The 22,053-nt window shown below is 70.0% G+C and carries 13 protein-coding genes; 4 read left to right on the top strand and 9 right to left on the bottom strand.

Translation table 11 applies throughout. The features are described 5' to 3' along the window. Window positions 1-60 precede the first annotated feature (60 nt). The gene (locus O1Q96_RS10075; protein WP_269247838.1) at window positions 61-777 is read left to right on the top strand and encodes a TetR/AcrR family transcriptional regulator; all 717 of its coding nucleotides are present in this window, start codon (window positions 61-63) and stop codon (window positions 775-777) included. A 118-nt stretch (window positions 778-895) separates the two neighbouring features. Here O1Q96_RS10075 and O1Q96_RS10070 read toward each other — a convergent pair whose 3' ends face one another. The 8 genes from O1Q96_RS10070 to O1Q96_RS10035 form a co-directional block, all read right to left on the bottom strand. Further along, window positions 896-1,252 carry a 5-carboxymethyl-2-hydroxymuconate Delta-isomerase gene (locus O1Q96_RS10070; protein WP_269247837.1) on the bottom strand — a complete coding sequence of 119 codons (357 nt, stop codon included), beginning with the start codon at window positions 1,250-1,252 and terminating at the stop codon, window positions 896-898. Window positions 1,253-1,293: 41 nt separating this feature from the next. Continuing rightward, entirely contained in the window at window positions 1,294-2,916 is a 1,623-nt protein-coding gene (locus O1Q96_RS10065; protein ID WP_269247836.1) for a fused response regulator/phosphatase, read from the bottom strand. A 70-nt stretch (window positions 2,917-2,986) separates the two neighbouring features. Continuing rightward, window positions 2,987-8,434, bottom strand: a complete 5,448-nt coding sequence (gene pulA / locus O1Q96_RS10060) for a pullulanase-type alpha-1,6-glucosidase (RefSeq protein WP_269247835.1) — start codon at window positions 8,432-8,434, stop codon at window positions 2,987-2,989. A gap of 385 nt (window positions 8,435-8,819) precedes the next feature. Then, entirely contained in the window at window positions 8,820-10,202 is a 1,383-nt protein-coding gene (locus O1Q96_RS10055; RefSeq protein WP_269247834.1) for an alpha-amylase, read from the bottom strand. Between the two features lie 147 nt (window positions 10,203-10,349). Further along, window positions 10,350-12,032, bottom strand: a complete 1,683-nt coding sequence (locus tag O1Q96_RS10050) for a glycoside hydrolase family 13 protein (RefSeq protein WP_269247833.1) — start codon at window positions 12,030-12,032, stop codon at window positions 10,350-10,352. Between the two features lie 194 nt (window positions 12,033-12,226). Further along, entirely contained in the window at window positions 12,227-13,138 is a 912-nt protein-coding gene (locus O1Q96_RS10045) for a sugar ABC transporter permease (RefSeq protein ID WP_269247832.1), read from the bottom strand. Window positions 13,139-13,151: 13 nt separating this feature from the next. After that, window positions 13,152-14,156, bottom strand: coding sequence for a carbohydrate ABC transporter permease (locus O1Q96_RS10040; RefSeq protein WP_269247831.1), 1,005 nt, complete (start codon window positions 14,154-14,156; stop codon window positions 13,152-13,154). Between the two features lie 154 nt (window positions 14,157-14,310). Then, window positions 14,311-15,585: an extracellular solute-binding protein gene (locus O1Q96_RS10035; RefSeq protein ID WP_269247830.1), complete on the bottom strand. Its 1,275-nt coding sequence runs from the start codon at window positions 15,583-15,585 to the stop codon at window positions 14,311-14,313. Between the two features lie 475 nt (window positions 15,586-16,060). Between O1Q96_RS10035 and O1Q96_RS10030 the strand changes: the two genes are divergently transcribed. Beyond that, complete coding sequence (locus tag O1Q96_RS10030; RefSeq protein ID WP_269247829.1) at window positions 16,061-17,095, top strand: LacI family DNA-binding transcriptional regulator; 1,035 nt, start codon at window positions 16,061-16,063, stop codon at window positions 17,093-17,095. Between the two features lie 98 nt (window positions 17,096-17,193). Beyond that, the gene (locus O1Q96_RS10025; RefSeq protein WP_269247828.1) at window positions 17,194-18,066 is read left to right on the top strand and encodes a phosphatase PAP2 family protein; all 873 of its coding nucleotides are present in this window, start codon (window positions 17,194-17,196) and stop codon (window positions 18,064-18,066) included. A gap of 135 nt (window positions 18,067-18,201) precedes the next feature. Here the strand turns inward: O1Q96_RS10025 and O1Q96_RS10020 are convergent, their stop codons facing one another. Continuing rightward, a complete protein-coding gene (locus O1Q96_RS10020) occupies window positions 18,202-21,198 on the bottom strand; it encodes a bifunctional [glutamine synthetase] adenylyltransferase/[glutamine synthetase]-adenylyl-L-tyrosine phosphorylase (protein WP_269247827.1) in 2,997 nt (998 codons plus the stop codon). A 309-nt stretch (window positions 21,199-21,507) separates the two neighbouring features. Here O1Q96_RS10020 and O1Q96_RS10015 point away from each other — a divergent pair, with 309 nt between their 5' ends. After that, the gene (locus tag O1Q96_RS10015; protein WP_269247826.1) at window positions 21,508-22,026 is read left to right on the top strand and encodes a pyridoxamine 5'-phosphate oxidase family protein; all 519 of its coding nucleotides are present in this window, start codon (window positions 21,508-21,510) and stop codon (window positions 22,024-22,026) included. The last annotated feature ends 27 nt before the right edge of the window (window positions 22,027-22,053 follow it).

Here is a 22,053-nt window from a genome sequence, read left to right as displayed (position 1 = left end):
GGCGAACATCCCTCCGGCACCGGTCCGTTCGCGGCCGGATCCGATCGGTAAGGTGTTCGTATGACAACCGGGGTGCGTCGCAGGATGGGCGTCGAGGAGCGGCGACAGCAGTTGATCGGCGTCGCCCTCGACCTGTTCAGCCGACGCTCGCCGGAAGACGTCTCCATCGACGAGATAGCCTCCGCCGCGGGCATCTCACGACCGCTGGTCTACCACTACTTCCCCGGCAAACTCAGCCTGTACGAGGCGGCGTTGAAGCGCGCCTCGGACGATCTGGCGGAACGTTTCATCGAGCCCAGGGAAGGCCCGCTGGGCGCCCGGCTGCTGCGGGTCATGCGGCGTTTCTTCGACTTCGTGGACGAGCACGGTCCCGGTTTCGCGGCGCTGATGCGCGGCGGCCCGGCGGTCTCCGCGGGCGGGGTCCCCTCGATGAAGACGGTCACCCGCACGAACGCCCTCATCGACGGCGTTCGTCAGGCCGCGTACGTCCAGATCCTGGCCCATCTGCGCGTCGACCGGCCGCCGGCCCGTCTCGAACTGGTCATCCGGTCGTGGATATCACTGGCCGAGGCGACCGCCCTGATCTGGCTGGACGGCCGCCGCATCCCGCGCGGCGAGCTGGAGGCCCAACTGGTCCACGACTTCGCGGCCCTGGCCGCGGTGAGCGCCGCGTACGACCCGGAGATGGCAGCGATCCTGCGAGGCGTCCTGGCGGAAGAACCCCCCGAGGGCCCTTTCGCGGACCTGATGGGCCGCCTGGTCTCACTCGCGTCCTGACCGAGCCCGGACGACGCGCCCCCGACAGGGCGCGGGAACGGCGCGATCCTTTCAGGGGCGCGGGAAACCGCGCGACCGGCCCCGCCCACCCGCACCGTGAACCCGGGCCTCCCGGACGTCAGTCCACGAACTTCTCGTACGACGCGTCCAGATCCCGCACCTCGGCGGAGGCGTGCAGCGCGACCCCCTCCGCCGGCTTCACATGGGCCCGCACCAGCCCGAGCGTCCGCTCGGTCAGCGCGGCCTTGGTCTCGACCGTGCGCCCGGCGAGCAGCGCCAGCGTGACGTGCACCAGCGCATGCCCCGACACCTCCGAGCCGACGACGACGTCCTCGACCGGCCGGAACCGCGTCTTGCAGGCATCGCTCTTCGCGGCGGCCGTGTCCACCACCATGGCGTGCAGCGCGACGGCGAATCCCCGCCGGTCGAAGGTGTCGGCGAGCGACGTGGAATAGTCGACGGTGATCTGCGGCATGGGCACTCCTGTTCTAGGACAACAGGAGTCCCACCCTAGCCTCAGCCCGACGACAGCCTCAGCGCGAGAAGCGCGATGTCGTCCTCCCGCTCACGGCCGAAACAGTCGAGGAGCGTGTCGCAGAGTGCGTCCAGCCCCGGCAGGGCTCCGGCGGAGGCCGCGCGGAGATGGTCCATCGAGGTCGCGAGGTCCGTACCCCGAGTCTCGATCAGGCCGTCGGTGACCATGAGGAGCCGGTCGCCCGCTGCGAGGAACAGCTCGGTCGGCGCCGGGTGGGGCAGCCCCACCCCGAGCAGCGGGCCGGCGGCCTTGGCGTAGTCGGCGCCGCCGTCCCCGATGATCAGCGGCGGGATGTGGCCTGCGTTCGCGACGAGCACACGCCCGGTGGCGGGGTCGATCAGGGCCAGGCAGACGGTGGCGGTGACTTCGGGATGGTAGTGCTGGAGCATCCTGTCGAGGCGCTCGGCGAGCACGGCCGGGTCGCTCTCGTCGACGCAGTAGGCGCGCAGCGCGTGCCGGATCTCGACCATGACGGTGGCCGCCTCCAGCGAGTGTCCGACGACGTCGCCCACCGCGGCGAGCACGCCGTCACGGGTGCGCAGCGCGGCGTAGAAGTCGCCGCCGATCTCGGTCTCCTGCGACGCGGGCACGTAGCGGACCGCGACGTCGAGGCCCGGCAGTTCCGGCAGCCGGTGCGGCTGGGGCAGGAAGCTGTGCTGGAGGGTGAGGGCGACATGCCGTTCGACCTGGTACATGAGCAGTGGTTCGGCGGCCAGGGCGGTGGCCTGGGCGAGCCGGGCCACCAACGTCTCCTCCTCCGGATTGACCCTGCGCACACCACGGGTGGGCGTGGCCAGGCACACCGAGGCCTTGCCGTCCTGGGTGAGGTTCAGCACCAGGCGGGCGTCGTGCTGCACGCCGGGCCGGAAGAAACCGGCGGGCCACAGCGGGGCGGCCACCGTGGTGATCCGCACCCCGGCCTGCCCGCGGGTGAGGCGCCGGAGCAGCCCGGCCACGGTCCGGTGGGCGCCCTCGTCCGGCGGTGCGAGCGAGGTGCGGTCCCGTGAGACGCCGTGGTACAGCACGTCGTCCGGGCCGAGGAAGAAGACGGCGGCGGGGCCGCCGGTGAGCCGTGCGGTGCCGTTGGCGGCGGCGTCGGCGAGCTCCTGGAGGGAACGGGCCGCCTGGATGGTGACGATGGTCTCCGACAGGAGCGTCAGCCGCCGTGCCAGCGTCTGGTCGTCGGCCCGCAGCCGTGCGGCGCGCACCGCGGCCCGGACGACCGCGTCGATCTCCTCGGGCTCCGCGGGCACCGTCACGAACGCCTCCCCGCCCGCGTCCAGTCCCCGGCAGCGGTCGCCCGGGGCCACGGGCGAGGCGGAGAAGTGCACGACGGGCAGGCCTGCCATGTGCGGCCGGGCCTTGAGCCTGCGGCACAGTTCAAAGCCGCTCATGTCCGGCAGGGTCACGTCGACGAGGGCCACGTCGGGCAGCGTTCCCCGGCGCAGTCGTGCGTCGAGTTCGACGAGCGCCTCGTGGCCGGAGGCGACCGGGACCACCTGGTGGCCGGCCCGGCGCAGCAGGGCGGCCATGGCATACCGGCCGGCCGCCACGTCGTCGACGAGCAGCACGGTCGCGTCTGTCCGCTTGCCGTTGACGTCCATCTGCCAGCCCTTGGACACGCCGGTGGGGCGGACCGGGATCCCGAGTCCGCCCCACCAAGATAGTGCCCTGTCAGGAGGTGCGGGAGAATACGGCCACGGTCCGTCCGGGAACGGCGAACGTGCCCGATGCCGGCTCGTAGGAGGCGGACTTGACGGCAGGGTCCGCGCCCCCGGCCTGTACGGGGTGCAGTTCGTATGCCGTGCCCTTGAGATCCGTCACTCTCTGCTCCCGTGTTCCGGGTGTCGCGTTGAAGACGACGACGAGGTCGCCGAGTTCCATCGTGATCACGCCGGGCGTCTCGTCCGCACCGGACAGCGGGAAGGACAGCTTCGACTGCACCTGTTCCGCGCTGCCGAGCCCGAAGTCGCCCTCGGTCGTACGGATCCGCAGCAGATCCCGGTACGCGGCCGCGGCGCCCTCGATCTGCGGGCAGCCCACCTTGAGTCCCGCGGACGTCAACAGGGGCTTGCCGTAGGGCCACTTGGTCCCGTTGTCGGCGGCCGGCGGCAGTCCGCGCCCGAATCCGTTGCCGTCCCGGCAGTCCCAGTGGACGGCGTTGAACCAGTCACCGCTGTCGTACGAGTTGCGGTCCAGGGACTTGGACCGCAGCAGGTCGGTGCCGGCCTGGGAGAGTGCCGGGCCCTGCGACAGGGTGGCCGTGGCCATCGCGAGGACCTGCATCCGGGCCCGGTCGGCGGCCGGGGTGTCCTTCGGCAGCTTGAAGGCGAGTGCGTCGAACAGTGACTCGTTGTCGTGCGCGTCCACGTACGCGAGGGCGTCGCCCGGCGCGTCCGCGTAGCCGGCGGGGGCCCCGTTGTAGTCGACCTCGGAGCCCTTCACCTTCTTGCCGCTGGTGTCGGTGAAGCCGTAGTGCGCGAGGTTGCCGGACAGGCCCACCTTGATCAGGTCCTGGTAGTGCAGGAGACGGGCCTTCTGCTCGGCCGGGGTGCCGTTGCCCTTCGAGGAGTTGGGGTCGGTGTAGAGGCCGGACGCGAAGCCCTGGACGCCCGGGTCCTCGTCGAACGGGCCGCCGCCGCGCACGGCGTCACGGGCCCGGTCGGAGAAGGTGGCGATGCCGGTACCGGCCATGTTCTTCTGCGTGGCCTGGACGAAGCGGGCGTCGTCCGCGATCTCGCCGAAGTTCCAGCCCTCGCCGTAGAGGACGATCTTCTTGCCGTCGACGCCGTCCTTGGCGGGGGTGAGCGCGTCGAGGGCCTTCCTGACGGCCAGGATGTTGGCCTTCGGGTGGTGGCCCATGAGGTCGAAGCGGAAGCCGTCGACCTTGTAGTCCTTGGCCCAGGTGACGATCGAGTCGACGACCAGCTTGCCCATCATGGCGTTCTCGGGTGCCGTGTTGGCACAGCAGGTGGAGGTGGCGACGCCGCCGTCGGCGAGGAGCCGCTGGTAGTAGCCGGGGACCACCTTGTCGAGCACGCTCGTGTCCGCCTGGCCGCTCGCGGTGGTGTGGTTGTAGACCACGTCCATGACGACCCGCAGGCCGTCCTCGTTCAGCGACCTGACCATCTTCCGGAACTCGACGGTACGGTCCGTCCCGTCGGGGTCGGTGGCGTAGGAGCCCTCCGGGACCGTGTAGTGGTACGGGTCGTATCCCCAGTTGTAGGCGTCCTTCGCGGCGGTCTTCGCCACGCATTCCTGCTGCTGGTCGGAGTCGGCGGCGTAGGAGGCGAGGTCGCAGCCGGTGGCCGCCTGGTCCGCCTTGCGCTCCGGGATGGTGGCGATGTCGAAGGCGGGCAGCAGGTGCACGTACGAAGTCCCGGACGCGGCGAGCTTCTTGAGGTGCCTGGAGCCCGCGCTGTTCTTGTCGGTGAAGGCGAGATAGGTTCCCTTCTCCTTCGCGGGGACGGTCTTGTCCTCGACGGAGAAGTCCCGGATGTGCAGCTCCTGGATCTGCGCGTCCTTCAGCGGGACGGCCTTCGGCTTCTTCAGGCCGGACCAACCGCCCGGGGCGAGGGCCCTGTCGTCGAGGTCGACGACGAGACTGCGTGTGGAGTTCGCGGTGAGGGCGACCGAGTAGGGGTCGGTGACCTTGTTGGTGACGACCTCGCGGACGCTGGGTGCCCACACCTTCACGACGTACCGATAGGCCTTGTTCTTCCAGGAGCCGGGGCCCGAGACGGACCACACGCCGGTGGCACCGTCCCGCTTCATCGGCACGGTCCTCGCCGACGCGCCCTTGTCGCCGATCTCCAGCTTCACGTCCTGCGCGGTGGGCGCCCACACGGAGAGCGTCGGCCGGCCCTTCGTGAACGCCGGCCCGAGATCCGCCTTCGTGGCACTGCCGTACAGGTCGTCGAGCACGCCCGCGATCTGCACGCCGGTCGCCGCCGACACGGCACCATTGGCAGCCCGCTGGGAGGCAACGAGCTGGCCGTGCAGCGCCTCGCGCACCCGGTCGCGGTCGCGCGGGTCGACGGACCAGGCCGTGTACGCCTTGAGGTGCGGGAACCTGGCCTTCTGCGCGTCCGTCAGCGTCGTCCGGCCGAGCCGCAGCCAGCGCTCGTCGTCGCTGGTGAGGGTCCCGTCCTCGACCTCGATGGTCCCCATGCGCGAGTACAGCAACTGGGTGGACGCGGCCGCCTCGTCGCCGTTCCAGGCGACCGTGTTCCGGTCGATCCAGACCGCCTTGGAGGTGGTCAGGTCGAGCGCGGCCGCGCTGCCGGCGGGCTGCGGGAGCAGGTACTTCTCCTGACCGCTCAGCAGCCACACCTCGTGACCGTTCGCCGTGAGGTCGAGCGACTGGTCGGTGGGCAGGTCCTTCTCGTCGCCCTTGTGCAGGATGTAGCTGAGGCTGGTGGCCCCTTCCGCGAGCGGCACCTCGAAGACGGCGCCGTACGCGTCGGTCCGCACCGGCTGCAGCGGCTTCGACCAGTCCGTGGGGTTCGCGGCGCCGGCCCAGGTGTGCAGGCCCCAGCCGTCGTACTTCCCGTCGGCGCGGTGGTAGTGGAGCACGGCCTTCGACTTGTCCGGCGAGGGGTAGTCGGCGTCCGGCCGCTCGGTCCGTACCGCTTCCTTGCCCTGCTCGACCCAGACCTCGCCCGTCCTGGTGACGTCGATCGTGCGGTCGGCGGAGACGTCCTTGTTGCCGTCCTTGTCGATGACGAGGAAGCTCACGTTCGACGCGCCCGGCTTCAGTTTCACGTAGGCGAAGGCCCCGTAGGCGTCCCGGCCCACGAAGTCGTGACCGTCCGGCCAGGTGGTCGTCTCGCCGTCGGCGATGTCGCCCCAGGCGTACAGCCGCCAGTCGGTGTAGTCGCCGTCCGCACGCTTGTAGTGGACGACGGCGTACTCCCGCGAGGAGGCCGTCGGGATCTCCTCGGCGGGCGGGGTGCCGGTGGTGGAGGCGGCCGTCCCACTCGCGGTACGCCCGGCCGAGTCGATCACAACGGCCTTGTAGCGCAGGGCGGTTCCGGCCGGTACGTCGTCCCCGACGACCTGGGTGACCTTGTACGGGGCGTGGTCGGCGGAGCCGAGCGTCTTCCACCTGCCGTTGCCGACCTGGGCGGCGAAGACGACGCGAGCCAGGTGGCCGCCGTCGACGTCGGCCGTCAGCTCGACGGTGCCGGTGGCGCCCTCGGCGGGAGCCTTCAGGGTGACGGTCGGCCTGTCCCCCGGCGCGTCCGGCCTGCCCGCCGCTTTGTACACGACCGAGGAGCGGGCCGGGACGGTGACGGTGACCTTCTTGTCGGAGCCGCTCCTGAGGGACTTGTCGGTGCCGTCGGTGCCGTAGGTCCCGCGGAACGTCATGTCCGCGGAACCGGTCGCGAAGGTCGCCTCCTTCGCCCGGTCGGCGTTGTTCACGGCGACGACGTACTCGATGCCGCTCTTCGCGTCCGTCCGGGAGAAGGCGTAGACGCCTGCGCCGTCGGCCGCGTACCGCTCGGTCTGGATGCCGTCGGCGAGGGCCGGGTTGTCCTTGCGGAGCTTCGCGAGCGCACTGATCCGCCGGTAGAGCGGCGCACTCGTGTCGTACGCGTCCTCGGCGTGCGTGCGGTCGGTGCCGAGCTCGTCGTCGTCCAGGTAGTCGGCGGTCTTCGAGGCGAACATGGTCTGGCGGGCGTCCTTGTCGCCGCCCGCGCCGGTGAAGCCCTGCTCGTCGCCGTAGTAGACGACGGGGTTGCCGCGGCCGAGGAACATCAGCTCGTTCGCGAGCCTGTCCTTCTTCACCAGTTCCGCGTCGGAGGCCTTCGGATCGTCCTGCTTGAGGAAGGTGCCGATGCGGCCCATGTCGTGGTTGCCGAGGAAGGTGACCTGCTCGTACGCGTTGGCCTTGTCCGTCGTGTACTTGTAGTCGTCCCCGAAGACCGAGGCGAGCCGCTTCGCGCTGCCGCCCTGCGAGACGTAGGCGCGCGCCGCGTCCTGGAAGGGGAAGTCCAGCGTCGAGTCGAGGCGGCCCTCGGTGACGTACGGGGAGGTGATCGACGTGTCCGCCGAGTACACCTCGCCGAACATGAAGAAGTCGTCACGGCCCTGCTTCGCCGCGTACGCGTCGAGGGCCGTGGCCCACTGGGTCCAGAACTCCGTGTTGACGTGCTTGACGGTGTCGATCCGGAAGCCGTCGATGTCGAAGTCCCTGACCCACCGCTGGTAGATCCGCTCCATGCCGCGGACGACCTCGGGACGCTCGGTCCACAGGTCGTCGAGACCGGAGAAGTCGCCGTACGTGGAGTTCTCGCCGGCGAAGGTCGAGTCGCCGCGGTTGTGGTACATCGACGTGTCGTTGAGCCACGAGGGCACCTTGACGTTCTTCTTCGCGGCGGGCACGACGGGCGTGCGCGGGAAGGAGTCGTCGTCGGTCTTCGGGAAGTCCCGTGTGCCGTCCGCGTGGTCGGCGTCGTCGAAGGGCTCGCCGTCCTTCGTCAGGTACGGGAAGGCGCCCTTGGAGAGGTACCCGTAGGTCTTCTCCTTGTAGTCGACGACGTCGGCCGTGTGGTTGGTGATGACGTCGAAGAAGACCTTCATGCCCTTGGCGTGGGCCTTGTCGATGAGCCTTTCGAGGTCCGCGTTCGTGCCGAAGTGCGGGTCGACCTGCGTGAAGTCGGTGATCCAGTAGCCGTGGTAGCCGGCCGATGCGTCCTTGCCGGTGCCCTGAACGGGCTGGTTCTTGAAGAGCGGCGCCATCCAGATGGCGGTGGTGCCGAGCCCCTTGATGTAGTCGAGCTTCTTCGTCAGGCCCTTGAGGTCACCGCCCTGGTAGAAGCCCTTGTCGGTGGGGTCGTACCCGGTGTCGAGGCGGGAGCCGGTGAGGCCACCCCTGTCGTTCGACGTGTCGCCGTTGGCGAAACGGTCGGGCAGGACGAAGTAGAACTGCTCGCGGGTCAGGTCGTTGCGGGCGGGCGTCTTGGCCAGCGCCGCGTCCGACGGGGGTGCGGGCGGGGCGGCCGCGCGGGCGGCGAAGGGCTGGACGAGCGCTGCCGCGAGAGCGGCCACGGCGACGGCCGCGACTCGTCTGCGCTGCGCGGAACGGCGCACCCAGGGCGCCGGCCATCTCGGTATCACAGGCGTGAACTCCTTGCGATTACGGCTCAATCGGGTCCGACCCCGCGCCGCGGCACGGCTTCGGTGCCGGGCGCCCGCGTGACCGTATCGCCAACGAAAGCCTTACAGCAAGAGTCTTGAAAACAACAGCAAGAGATTTCAGCGTCAATCTTGGCGGTTGTTCTCCTTGCGGGCGTTCTCCTTGCCCGGCGCGGGGCCGAATGTGCGGCGGAAGACCTCGACGAGGGCGCCGGTCACCCAGGGCTCCGCGGTGCGCTCACGGTGACCGCCGGGCCGAGGGCGTCCTCGTCCCCGGCCCGGCGGGTCCACGTACCCGTGGCGCTGATCCTGATGCCCGCCCTGAGCCGGCTGCCGGTGCGCACGCCGCCCGAGCCGGGCGCGCCTGTCAGCAGCTCGACTTCCCCACATAGACCGCCAGCGCGGTCTGGGAGCCGAGGGTCGCGGTGAACTGGCCGGAGCCGTTGACCGTCACGGTCGTGTTGCTCTGCACATTGCAGTACGTGCCCGCCGCGAGCGAGGTCTGGTAGGTGCGGGTCAGCGACGACGACTCGTGGTTGACGGCCACGAAGCCCTTGCCGCCCCGGCCGAACGCGATGGCGTCGCCCCCGTTGTCCCACCAGTTGGTGACGGACTCACCCCGGGTGGCGTTGCGGAAGGCGACCATCGACTGGATCTCCGGCCAGGCGTGCTGGCACTTCCAGCCGTCCTGCCAACAGGCGTTGACCGTACCGCCGTTCGGCGGGCCCGCGTCCGTGGAGGAGAACTCGTACCCGGAGTTGATGTCGGGTGCGCCGTACGGGTACGCCAGCATGAAGACGTTCGCCAGGGTGTAGTTGGCGTTGTCCTTGTAGCTGAGCGTGGAGCCGTTGCGCTCGGTGTCGTGGTTGTCGACGAAGACGCCCGAGACGCCACTGCTCATGTAGCCCCAGCCCTCGCCGTAGTTCTTCAGATAGGCGAGGTTCTCGTTGTTGAAGACCCTCTTGAGGTCGAACGCGTACCGGAACTCCTGGACGTCGCCCGTGCCGGTGTACTCGGTCGGCTGGACGGCCTCACCGGCGCCGTGAATGGCCTCCTGCTTCCAGTACACGGACGAGTTGCTCAGCCTGCCCTTGATGTTGGCGAGGTCGGCGGCCGGGATGTGCTTGGCAGCGTCGACGCGGAAGCCGTCGACGCCGAGCGAGAGCAGGTCGTTCATGTACTTCGCGATGGCCCCGCGGACGTACTCCTCGCCGGTGTCCAGGTCGGCGAGCCCGACCAGCTCGCAGTTCTGGACGTTCCCGCGATCCTGGTAGTTCGTGATCTGCGCCGTGCAGTTGTCGAAGTCGGGCGCGGAGTACAGCCCCGGGTAGGTGTACTTCGAGTAGGACGAGCCGCCCGTGCCGGTACCGCCGCCGGCCGACATGTGGTTGATCACCGTGTCGGCGACGACCTTCACACCGGCCGCGTGGCAGGTGTTCACCATGTTCTGGAAGGCCGTACGGTCGCCGAGCCGGCCGGCGATCCGGTAGCTGACGGGCTGGTACGAGGTCCACCACTGAGAGCCCTGTATGTGCTCGGCGGGTGGCGAGACCTGGACGTACCCGTAACCGGCGGGGCCCAGGCGGTTGGTGCACTCCTTGGCCACGGAGGCGAAGTTCCACTCGAAGAGGACGGCGGTGACGTCCTTGGCGCCGGGAGGGGCGGCGTGCGCGGTGCCCGTGGTGCCCGCGGGGAGGACGAGCGCGGCCGCCGCGAGGGCGAGCGAGGCGCGGAGGGCTCTCTTGGCCATGTGGGGGCCCTTCTCCGTTGAAGGTTCTTGCTGCAAGATTCAACCGCCAGGCGGTGCGCCAGATAGTAGAAGCCCGCCTCCCAAAGCGGAAGACGGGCTTCTGAAAACTCCGGAAAGTTCTTGCAGAACCTCTCGGTTGATGGACGGTCAGTCAGCGATCCACCACACCGTGGCGTCGGCGGGCAGCTTCGCCTCGCCGTCGTCCGTCACCGTCACCTCGCCGCTCGCGAGCAGCACCCTCCCGTACGCGGGGACGGTCACCGACTCGCCCCCGGTGTTGGTGGTGCAGGCGAACGCCCCCCGCCGGAAGGCGAGTACACCCTCGGGCGCCTTCAGCCACTCGACACGGTCGCCCGCGCCGAGGTCGGCCCGCTCGCTCCGTACGGCGAGCGCGGACCGGTACAGCTCCAGGGTCGAGCCCGCGACGCCGGTCTGCGCCTCGATGCTCAACTCGCCCCACCCCGAGGGTTGCGGCAGCCAGCTGCCACCGCTGCCGAAGCCGTACGACGAGCCGTCCCGGGTCCACGGGATCGGCACCCGGCATCCGTCGCGGAACCCGTCCTGGCCGGCGCCGCGGAAGTACGCCGGGTCCTGGCGCACCTCGTCCGGCAGGTCGACGACGTCCGGCAGGCCCAGTTCCTCGCCCTGGTACAGGTACGCGGAGCCCGGCAGCGCCAGCATCAGCAGGGTCGCCGCGCGTGCCCGGCTCAGGCCCAGTTCGCGGTCTCCGGCGGTGCGGATCTGGGTGCCGAGCCCGGCCGGGTTGGCGAACCGCGTCGCGTGCCGGGTCACGTCGTGGTTGGACAGCACCCAGGTGGCGGGAGCGCCCACGGGACGCATCGCGTCGAGGGTGCGGTCGATGCAGGAGCGAAGTTCCTCGGAGTCCCAGTGGGTGCTCAGGTACTGGAAGTTGAAAGCCTGGTGCAGCTCGTCGGGGCGCACGTAGTTGGCGGTGCGCTCGATGGTCGGCGTCCACGCCTCGGCGACGAAGATCCTCTCGCCCGCGTACTCGTCGAGGACGATCCGCCAGTCCCGGTAGACCTCGTGCACACCGTCCTGGTCGAAGAACGGCATGACGTCGTTGCCCAGCAGCTTGAGCTGCTCGTGGGATCCAAGGTCCGGCAGCCCGTCCGCCTTCACCAGCCCGTGTGCCACGTCGATACGGAATCCGTCGACGCCCATGTCGAGCCAGAACCGCAGGATGGAGCGGAACTCGTCACCGACGGCCGGATGGTCCCAGTTGAAGTCGGGCTGTTCGGGCGCGAAGAGGTGGAGGTACCAGTCCCCCGGGGTGCCGTCCGGCTCGGTGACCCGGGTCCAGGCGGGGCCGCCGAAGATGGACTCCCAGTCGTTGGGCGGCAGTTCACCGTTCGCGCCCTTGCCGGGACGGAAGTGGTAGCGCTCCCGCAGCGGCGAGCCCGGCCCTTCCGCAAGGGCCCGCTTGAACCACTCGTGCTGGTCGGAGGAGTGGTTGGGCACGAGGTCCACGATGATCCGCAGGGCGAGGTCGTGGGCGTCGCGGATCAGCGCGTCGGCGTCGAGGAGGTTGCCGAACATGGGGTCCACGGCCCGGTAGTCCGCCACGTCGTAGCCCGCGTCGGCCTGCGGCGAGGCGTAGAAGGGGCTGAGCCACACGGCGTCCACACCGAGGTCGCGCAGATACGGGAGTCTGGAACGAACGCCCTCCAGGTCGCCCATGCCGTCGCCGTTGCTGTCGGCGAAGCTGCGCGGATAGACCTGGTAGATCACCGCGTCGCGCCACCAGTCGCGGCGGTCGGCGACGGTTGCGAGAGCGGAGTTCGGTGCCGGGTCGGCGGAGTGCTGGCTCATGGCTTCCTTGGTACGTAACGGAGTCATCGGGTCAGGGTCAGGTAGGCGGCGGAGTGATGAGGCGGCCGCGGTCACAGCGGGGTCGGAAAGCGACCACGGCCGCCACCCGCGCCCCGTCAGGGGCGCGGGGAACTGCGCGACAAGCCACGACGGGCCGCCGGACGACCGACGACCTCATGGCTCGCCGCGAACGGCTAACCCTTCGTGCCGCCCGCGGTCAGTCCGGTCACCAGGTTCTTCTGCACAAGGTAGAAGAACGCGGAGACCGGGATGGCCACCAACACCGCGGTGGCGGCCATGAGGTTGCGCTGCGCGTCGTGTTCGCTGACGAAGCTCTGCAGGCCGACCGCGAAGGTGTACTTCGTGTCGGACAGCATGAACGTCGAGGCGAACGCGACCTCGCCGAACGCGGTGATGAAACTGTAGAAGGCTGCAACGGCCAAGCCGGGCTTGGCGAGCGGCAGGATCAGTCGCGCGAACGTGCCGAACGGCGAGAGCCCGTCGACACGCCCCGCCTCGTCGATCTCGAAGGGGATGGTGTCGAAGTAGCCCTTGAGCAGCCACGCGCAGTACGGCACCGCGGTCGAGCAGTAGACGAGGATCAGGCCGAAGTAGTTGTCGATGAGCTGGAGTTCGCTGAGGATCTCGTACATCGGGACCATCAGTACGGCGACCGGGAACATCTGGGTCACCAGCAGCACCCACATGAACTTCCGGTAGCCGGGGAAGCGCATGCGGGAGACCGCGTACCCGGTGGTGGCGGCGACCATGACGCCGATGACCGTCGTGCCGAGCGAGACGATGAGCGTGCTCTTCAGCCAGTCGAAGAACGGCGTGTGCTGCAGCACGAACGAGTAGTTGTCGAACGTCATCTTCCCGAGGATGCCCCCGGGGTGCAGGTAGTCGTCCTTGTCCGGGCCGAGGGACAGGTAGATCAGCCACGCGATCGGGAAGAGCGCGATCAGGCTCGCGACGCCGAGGATGCCGTGCGAGGTCAGGGTTCCGGCGAGGCTGCGCTCGCCGCGCCGTGGTCCTTTGCCCGCCGGCGCGGTGCCCGCGGGGTCCCTGTCCGCCGGGGCGGAGGACTTGACTGTCGTGGTGCTCATGGGGACTCCTGCCTCAGATCGCGAGCTGCTGCTCGTTGCGGGCCAGCCAGCGTCGGTAGACGGAGGTGAAGACGATCAGGATCGAGAGCAGCAGGACTCCGTACGCGGCGGACTGCGCGTAGTCGCGCGGCTGCTGGCCGAATCCCAGGTAGTAGGCCCAGGTGACGAGGATCTGCGCGTCCGGTGCGGTGTCGCCGAAGAGCAGGAAGATGATGGCGAACTGGTTGAACGTCCAGATGACGCCGAGCAGGACGACGGTGGAGCTGACCGGCCGCAGGCCCGGCAGGGTCACGTGCCGGAACCGCTGCCAGGCGTTCGCGCCGTCCATCTCCGCGGCCTCGTACAGGGCGGCGTCGATGGACTGGAGGCCGCCGAGCAGCGAGACCATCATGAACGGCACTCCGCACCAGGTGTTGACCATGATGGCGGCGAACCGCTGCCAGAAGGTGTCCTCCAGCCACAGCGGTGTGGGCAGATGCACCGCTTCCAGCATGGAGTTGATGACACCGCCGTCGGCGAGCATGAAGCGCCAGCCGAAGACGGTGACGAACGTCGGCACGGCCCACGGCAGGACGAGGACGAGGCGGTAGAAGGTCCGGCCCCGCAGCTTCTGGTTGAGCAGCAGGGCGAGACCGAGGCCGATGGCGTAGTGGAGCAGCACGCACAGGGCCGTCCACACGATCGTCCAGATGAAGTGCGACCAGAAGCGGTCGTACGCGGTGGGGCCCCACAGGATGTCGGCGTAGTTGTCCAGGCCGATGAACTTGTAGGTGGCGTCGATGTGGTTGACGCCGATCGTGCGGGCCGAGTTGAGGCTGTTGGCGTCGGTGAACGTCAGGTAGATGCCCCGCACCAGCGGATAGAGCACCAGCACACCGAGCACGAGGACCACCGGGGCGGTCATCGCGTACGCGTACCAGTACTTCTGGTACGAGTGCTTCATGCGCTGGAGCGGACCGGGGCGTGGGGCCCGGTCACCGCGGCGTTTGCCGGTCGCGCGGTCGATGACGACTGTCATGATTCGACACCTTCTGGAAAATCTGGCGTTGGGCGCACGTTCTGGAGGCTCGGCGGGCGGGGCGTGGACCTCTGCCGGTTCCGGTGGCGGTCACACGCACGGCCGGTGGCCGCGGGATCCGTCCCCCCTGAGAGGATCCCGCGGCCACCCGGGCTCACTTGCTGAAGTCCGGGACCAGTTTGGCGATCGCGGTCTCCGCGTTGCCCAGACCCTTGTCGAGGGACTCCTTGCCGCCGGCGATCTTCGGCAGCTCGGTGTCGAGCGGACCCCACAGCGAGCTGTACTCGGGCAGCGCCGGGCGCGGCTGGGCGGCGGAGAGCACGCCCTGGTAGCCGGCGATGCCCGGGTCGGACTTGACCTCGGTGGTGTAGGCGTCGTCGCGCGTCGGCAGCGTGGAGTTCTTGAGGGCGATGGTCTCCTGGGACTTCGCCGAGGTCATGAACTTCACGAACTTGAGCGAGGCCTCCTGGTGGGCCTTGTCCGAGCCCGCGTACACGGAGAGGTTGTGGCCGCCGGTCGGGGCGCCCGCCTTGCCGCTGGAGCCGGCCGGGACGGTGGCGATACCGAGGTTGGTCTTGTCCTTGAAGGCCGAGCCCTTGTAGAAGTTGGTGATCTCCCACGGGCCCTGGACGATCGAGGCGACCTTGCCGTTGACGAACGCGTCCTGGATGTGGGCGTACGCGTCGGCGGTGGTGTCGGCCTTGTGCAGGCCCTTGCCGTCGAACAGGCCCTTCCAGGTGCCGTAGGCCTTCTTGGCCGCGGGCGAGGCGACGGTGATCTTCTTGGCGTCGGCGTCGACCGTGTCGGTGCCCTCGCCGTAGAGGAAGGACTGCGCGTAGTAGGCCTGGGTGGATCCCCAGTAGCCGTCGACGCCCGTCTCCTTCTTGATCGTCGCGGCGTCCGTCTTGAGGTCGGCCCAGGTGGTGGGCGCCCCGTCGATGCCGGCCTTCTTGAAGAGTTCCTTGTTGTAGACCAGCGCGAGGGTGTCGGTGACCAGCGGCACACCGTACGTCTTGCCCTCGTACTTGGCCTGCTCGATCAGGCTGGGCTGGAACTTGCCCTGGTCCGCGAGGGCCTCGGTGCCGTCGAGCGGCAGGAAGAAGCCCTTCTTGGCGAACGCGGGGGTCCAGCCGACCTCGGAGCGCAGGATGTCCGGGGCGCCCTTGGAGCCGGCGGCGGTGTCGAACTTGTTCTGCGCCTGGTCGAAGGGCACGTTGACGTACTTGACCTTGATGTCCGGGTTGGCCTTCTCGAATTCCTTCGCGAGGGCCTTGTACGTCGGTGCCTCGTTCGTGGCGTTGGACGTGTCCCACCACGTGATGGTGACCGGGCCGTCCGCCTTGCCACTGTCGTCGCTGTCTGAGCCGCAGGCCGTCGCCGCGAGGGCGAGGGACGCCACCAGTGCGGTGGCCGCTATGCCACGCCGCATGAGTTCTCCTTGAGGGTGAAAGCCCGTGTACTCGAGGGAGCGGCCCCGTCCGCCGCCCCTCCCGACTCGCCGACCGCACCGTTGCCGCCGTCGGGCGACGTGAACGTAACAGCGATGAAAGCGGCGCGAAAGACCTTGCAGCAAAAAAGTGCAAGACCGGCGGAGAGTTACCCCGGCGTGACCTCTCCTCGACCGCCCCGAGGCCTTGGTACAGGCCCGTTCACCGGGAGCGGAGCCCCTGTGCAAGACTCTGCAAGCCCTTGCCACAGCCGTCCGTCGCGGGGATCATCGGCCCGGGGCGCCTTGCAGGAACCAGCCCGTCCCCACGGGCGCACGCGGCGGACAGTGACCGCAATGCCGACCAGAATCACGAGGGAACGCGATGACGCAGCAGCCCGGAGCGAGCCGCCCAGGTGCCCGCACACGGCGTTCGGTCGGTGGGCAGGGTGAGACCCGGCCGGTACAGTCCCATCCCGTGACCACACGGCTTGCCGACATCGCAGCCCAGGCGGGGGTGAGCGAAGCGACCGTCAGCCGCGTCCTGAACGGGAAGCCGGGCGTCGCCGCGACCACCCGCCAGTCCGTTCTCGCCGCGCTCGACGTGCTCGGCTACGAGCGGCCCGTACGTCTGCGGCAGCGCAGTGCGGGGCTCGTCGGGCTGATAACCCCGGAGCTGGAGAACCCGATATTCCCGGCCCTGGCCCAGGTGATCGGCCAGGCGCTGACGCGGCAGGGCTACACGCCGGTCCTCGCGACCCAGACCCCGGGCGGTTCCACCGAGGACGAGCTGACCGAGATGCTGGTCGACCGGGGGGTCGCCGGCATCATCTTCGTCTCCGGGCTGCACGCGGACACCTCCGCGGACATGCAGCGGTACGAGCAGCTGCGCGGCCAGGGGGTGCCGTTCGTCCTCGTCGACGGGTTCTCGCCGAAGGTGCAGGCTCCCTTCATCTCGCCGGACGACCGGGCGGCGATGGCCCTCGCGGTCACCCACCTCGTGTCCCTCGGCCACACCCGGATCGGCCTCGCCCTGGGCCCCAAGCGGTTCGTGCCGGTGCAGCGCAAGATCGAGGGCTTCGTCCGTACGATGCAGGACCTGCTGGGCCTGACCGCGGACGACGTCGAACAGCGTCTGGTCCAGCACTCGCTGTACACGCTGGAGGGCGGCCAGGCGGCCACCGCGGCGCTGATCGACCGCGGCTGCACGGCCGTCGTCTGCGCGAGCGACATGATGGCCCTCGGCGCCATACGGGCCGCCCGGCAGCGCGGTCTCGACGTCCCGAAGGACGTCTCCGTCGTCGGCTTCGACGACTCCCCGCTGATCGCCTTCACGGACCCGCCTCTCACCACGGTCCGCAAGCCGGTCCCGGCCATGGGCCAGGCCGCGGTGCGCACGTTGCTGGAGGAGATCGGCGGGACGCCGGCGCCCCACAGTGAGTTCGTGTTCATGCCGGAACTGGTCGTGCGGGGGTCGACGGCCTCGGCCCCTGGGGACCGCAGTCGTGCGTAGGCAGTAGGGCCCCACCTACTCCAGGTGTAGAACGTGCGACCAGGACCCACCCGAGGGATGATCGGTGAGGAAAGGCTCATCTGGCAGACTCTGTCCCTATGGGTGAGAGCACCGTGACGACACTGGAAGGCCAGGAGCAGGCCCCTCCACAGCCCGTCGCGGACGAGGCGAACGGCCGCGCGGGACACCGTTTCCTGCGCCGGCTGCGTACGCCCCGCCGCCCCCGGCTCTGGTTCGAGATCCTGCTCATCGCGGTGAGTTACTGGACGTACTCACTGATCCGCAACGCCGTTCCGGAGCAGAAGGCGCAGGCGCTGGAGAACGCCGACTGGATCTGGAAGGTGGAGCACCACCTCGGCATCGCCGTGGAGGAGTCCGTCAACCACGCCGTGGACTCGGTGACTTGGCTCATCGTCGGCATGAACTACTACTACGCGACGCTGCACTTTGTGATCACCCTCGGCGTCCTGGTGTGGCTCTACCGCAGCCACCCGGGCCGGTACGCGGCGACCCGCATGGTCCTCTTCGCGACGACGGGTGTGGCCCTGGTCGGTTACTACCTGTATCCGCTGGCCCCGCCGCGCCTGATGAACGGCAGCGACTTCATCGACACGGTCGTCGTCCACCAGACCTGGGGCTCCATGGCCTCCGGCGACCTGAAGAACATGTCGAACCAATACGCCGCGATGCCCTCCATGCACATCGGCTGGTCCTTGTGGTGCGGCCTGACGATCTTCGCCCTGGCCTCGGTCCCCTGGGTCCGCATCCTGGGCCTGCTCTACCCCACGGCCACCCTGGTGGTCATCGTCGCCACGGCCAACCACTTCTGGCTGGACGCGGTGGGCGGCATGGCGTGCCTGGCGTTCGGCTTCGCGGTCGCCAGGCTCTGGTACGGCTCCCTGCCGTACGCGCTGCCGCAACTGGTCCCGGCGAGAGAGCCGGGCCGGTTCCGGCTGCAGAAGAAGGCCTAGCCGCGGGCGGGGCGACCTGGTCAGGAAGCGGCGCCGCTTCCGTCCGCGACCTCCCGCGGCGCCGCCAGGAGGCCTGGCGGGGCGGGTGGCGGGACCGTCGGTCCCGTACGTTCGCGACGGTCGGTGCCCGGGAGGTCACGCCCCGTAGAACCGCTCGTCCACCACGGCCCGTGCCCGTCGCGTCGTACGCCGGTAGTCGTCGAGCATGTCCCCGACGTGCCCCGGCCCGTACCCCAGGTACCGCCCCACCGCGGCCAGTTCGCGCCCGTCGGAGGGGAACGTGTCGCCGGCCCGCCCGCGCACCAGCATCACGGCGTTGCGCACCCGGGTGGCGAGCACCCAGGCCTCGTCCAGGGTCCCGGCGTCCTCGCCGGAGATCAGCCCGGCCGCACACGCCGCGGCCAGGGCCTCGCGCGTACGCGTGGTCCGCAGCCCCGGCTCCGCCCACCCGTGCTGGAGCTGGAGCAGTTGCACGGTCCACTCCACGTCGGACAGACCGCCCCGTCCCAGCTTGGTGTGCAGCGTCGGGTCGGCCCCGCGGGGCATCCGCTCCGACTCCATCCGGGCCTTCAGCCGCCGGATCTCCCGCACGGCGTCCTCCCCGAGCCCTTCCGCCGGATACCGCAGCGGATCGACGAGCTCCAGGAACCGCTGCCCCAACTCCTCGTCCCCGGCGACGACTTCGGCACGCAGCAGCGCCTGCGACTCCCACACCAGCGACCACCGGCGGTAGTAGGCCTCGTAGGACTTCAACGTCCGTACGAGCGGGCCGGACTTGCCCTCGGGCCGCAGGTCGGCGTCGATCAGCAACGGTGGGTCGGCGCTGGACATCTGCAGCAGCCGCCGCATCTCGGAGACGACGGCGCTGGCGGCCCGGGCGGCCTCCTCCTCGCCGACGCCCTCCCGGGGCTCGTGCACGAACAGCACGTCCGCGTCGGACCCGTAACCCAGTTCGTGTCCGCCGAAGCGGCCCATGCCGATCACGGCGAAGCGGGTGGGCAGCGTGTCGCCCCAGCCGTCCCGGACGACGGCCCGCAGGGTGCCCGCGATCGTCGCCGCCGTCAGGTCCGAGATGGCGCCCCCGACCAGGTCGACCAGCGCGCCCTGGTCGGCGTTGGCCGGCGTCTCCTCGGTGCCGTACGAGCTGACGATGTCGATGGCGGCCGTGCGGAACAGCTCCCGCCGCCGTACACCGCGGGCCGCGGTGACCGCGGACTCTCCCCCGGCGGCCCGCCCCACCGCGGAGAGGATCTCCTGCTCCAGATGGGGCCGGGCACGCGGTTCGAGCCCGCCGCTGTCCCCGTTCCCGAGCAGGGCCACGGCCTCGGGCGCGCGCATCAGCAGGTCGGGGGCGAGCCGCCCGGCGGACAGGACCCGGGCGAGGTTCTCGGCGGCGGCCCCCTCGTCCCGCAGCAGCCGCAGGTACCAGGGCGTCTTGCCCAGCGCGTCCGAGACCTTGCGGAAGTTGAGCAGGCCCGCGTCGGGGTTGGCGGAGTCCGCGAACCAGCCCAGCAGGACGGGCAGCAGGGTCCGCTGGATGGCGGCCTTGCGGGAGACGCCGGAGGCCAGCGCCTCCAGGTGCCGCAACGCGGCGGCGGGGTCCGCGTAGCCCAGGGCGACCATCCGCTCCCGGGCCGCGCCCGGACTCAACCGGACCTCGCCCGGCGCGAGTTGGGCGACGGCGTCGAGCAGTGGACGGTAGAAGAGCTTCTCGTGGAGGCGCCGCACCACACCGGCGTGCCGTTTCCATTCACGGTTCAGCTCGGTGACGGGGTCGGTCCGCAGTCCGAGCGAGCGCCCGATACGCCGCAGATCTGCGTCGTCCTCGGGCACGAGGTGCGTACGCCGCAGCCGGAAGAGCTGTATGCGGTGCTCCATGGACCGCAGGAACCGGTAGGCCTCGTCGAACTGGACGGCGTCGACGCGCCCCACGTACCCGCCCGAGGCCAGCGCCTTGAGGGCGTCCAGCGTGGTCCCGCTCCGCAGCGACGTGTCGACCCGCCCGTGCACCAACTGCAGCATTTGTACGGCGAATTCGACGTCCCGCAACCCGCCGGGCCCCAGCTTCAGTTCACGCTCGATCTCGGCGGGCGGAATGTTCTCGACGACGCGCCGCCGCATCTTCTGCACGTCGGCGACGAAGTTGTCCCGCTCGGCGACCTGCCACACGAGCGGTGACAGCGTGGCGACGTACTTCTCGCCCAGCTCGACGTCCCCGGCGACGGCCCGGGCCTTCAACAAGGCCTGGAACTCCCAGGTCTTGGCCCACCGCTGGTAGTAGGCGAGGTGGCTGCTGAGCGTCCGTACGAGAGGTCCGTTGCGCCCCTCGGGCCGCAGGTTGGCGTCCACGGGCCAGATGGACCCCTCGACGGTGGTCTCGGAACAGATCCGCATCAGATGGGACGCCAGCCGGGTGGCGGCCCGCAGGGCCTTGTCCTCGTCGGCTCCGTCCACGGCCTCACCGACGAAGATGACGTCGACGTCGGACACGTAGTTCAGCTCGTGGCCACCGCACTTGCCCATCGCGATCACCGCGAGCCGGCACATCGCGGCGTCCTCGGGCGCGGCGGTCCGGGCGATGGCGAGCGCGGCCCGCAGGGTGGCGGTCGCGAGGTCGGCGAGCTCGGCGGCGGCCTGCACGACGTCCGTCGTCCCGCACACGTCACGGGCCGAGATGGACAGCAGGCAGCGCCGGTAGGCGACCCGCAGCGACACGGGATCGGTGGCCTCGGCGAGCCCGCGCTCGAACTCCGCTACGCCCGGGTGCAGGTCCTGCGCCTCGTACGTCACGAGGGCCTGCCAGTCGAGGGGATGGCGCGCGAGGTGGTCGCCGAGCGCGGTGGACGCGCCGAGGACCCCGAGCAGCCGGTCGCGCAGCGGTTTCGACGCGATCAGCGTGTCGAGCAGTTCCCGCTGTCCCGCGGGGCTCTCCTGCGCCTCGACGAGTCGTACGAGCCCGAGCAGGGCCAGATCCGGGTCGGCGGTGGCCCCCAGCGCGTCGAGCAGCACCGGGTCGTTCGTCACCGCCGCGAGTTCCGCGCTGTCCAGCAGCCGCTCGGCCGCCGACGGATCGGTGAAACCGTGCCGCAGCAGACGCGTGAAGGTACTGCTCCTGCGTCCCGGCACCGTCATCCCGGCCTCCGTCCTCCCACACGATCAAGGTCGTACGGGGTCGAGCCTAACCGGAGAGCCTGGGCGAAGCGCCTGGACGCGGAGGACGGTTTCGACGCCCCGCGCGCCTCGGCCACCGCCACGGGCCACCGCGCCGGACCGCCCGCTCCCCGGGGCGCGGACCGCGCGAGGGGAGCCGGAGGCCGCGCGAGGCGAGAACGGGTCGCGCGGGACCGATGAATTCCGCCGCCGGCCGGGGTCTGCCCTCATGGAAACACCCGTGGTCCGCCGAGGGCCACCCGCAGTCCGCCAGGCCCAGGAGGAGAGCGCATGGAACCACGGTCCGAACTGGATGCCCGTTACAGCGACGAGACCGCCACCGCCCGCCCCTGGTCCGAGGCCGAGGCCCTGCTCCGTGCGGCGGAGCTGTTCTGGATCTCGACCGTACGGCCCGACGGGCGGCCGCATGTGACACCGCTGCCCGCGGTGTGGTCGCGGGGCGCGCTGCACTTCTGCACCGGCCCCGAGGAGCGCAAGGCACGCAATCTCGCCCTGAACCCGCACGTCGTACTGACCACCGGCACCAACACCTGGAGCGAGGGATACGACCTCGTGGTGGAGGGCGAGGCGGTCCGGGTCTCCGACGACGACAGGCTGCGCGAGCTGGCCGCTGCCTGGGAGAGCAAGTACGGCAGTTTCTGGCACTTCGAGGTGCGGGCCGGGCACTTCCACCACGGTTCCGGCAAAGCCCTCGTCTTCTCGGTGGCGCCCGGGACCGTTTTCGGCTTCGGTAAGGGGGAGCCGTTCAGCCAGACCCGCTGGCGGTTCGACCGACGCACGACCTGCTGACTGACGTACGACCTACTCATCGCGTAC

It is taken from the genome of Streptomyces aurantiacus (assembly GCF_027107535.1).
Taxonomy (GTDB): domain Bacteria; phylum Actinomycetota; class Actinomycetes; order Streptomycetales; family Streptomycetaceae; genus Streptomyces.
Note: the sequence above shows the minus strand (reverse complement) of the source record. Positions and strands in the feature narration are given on the sequence as shown.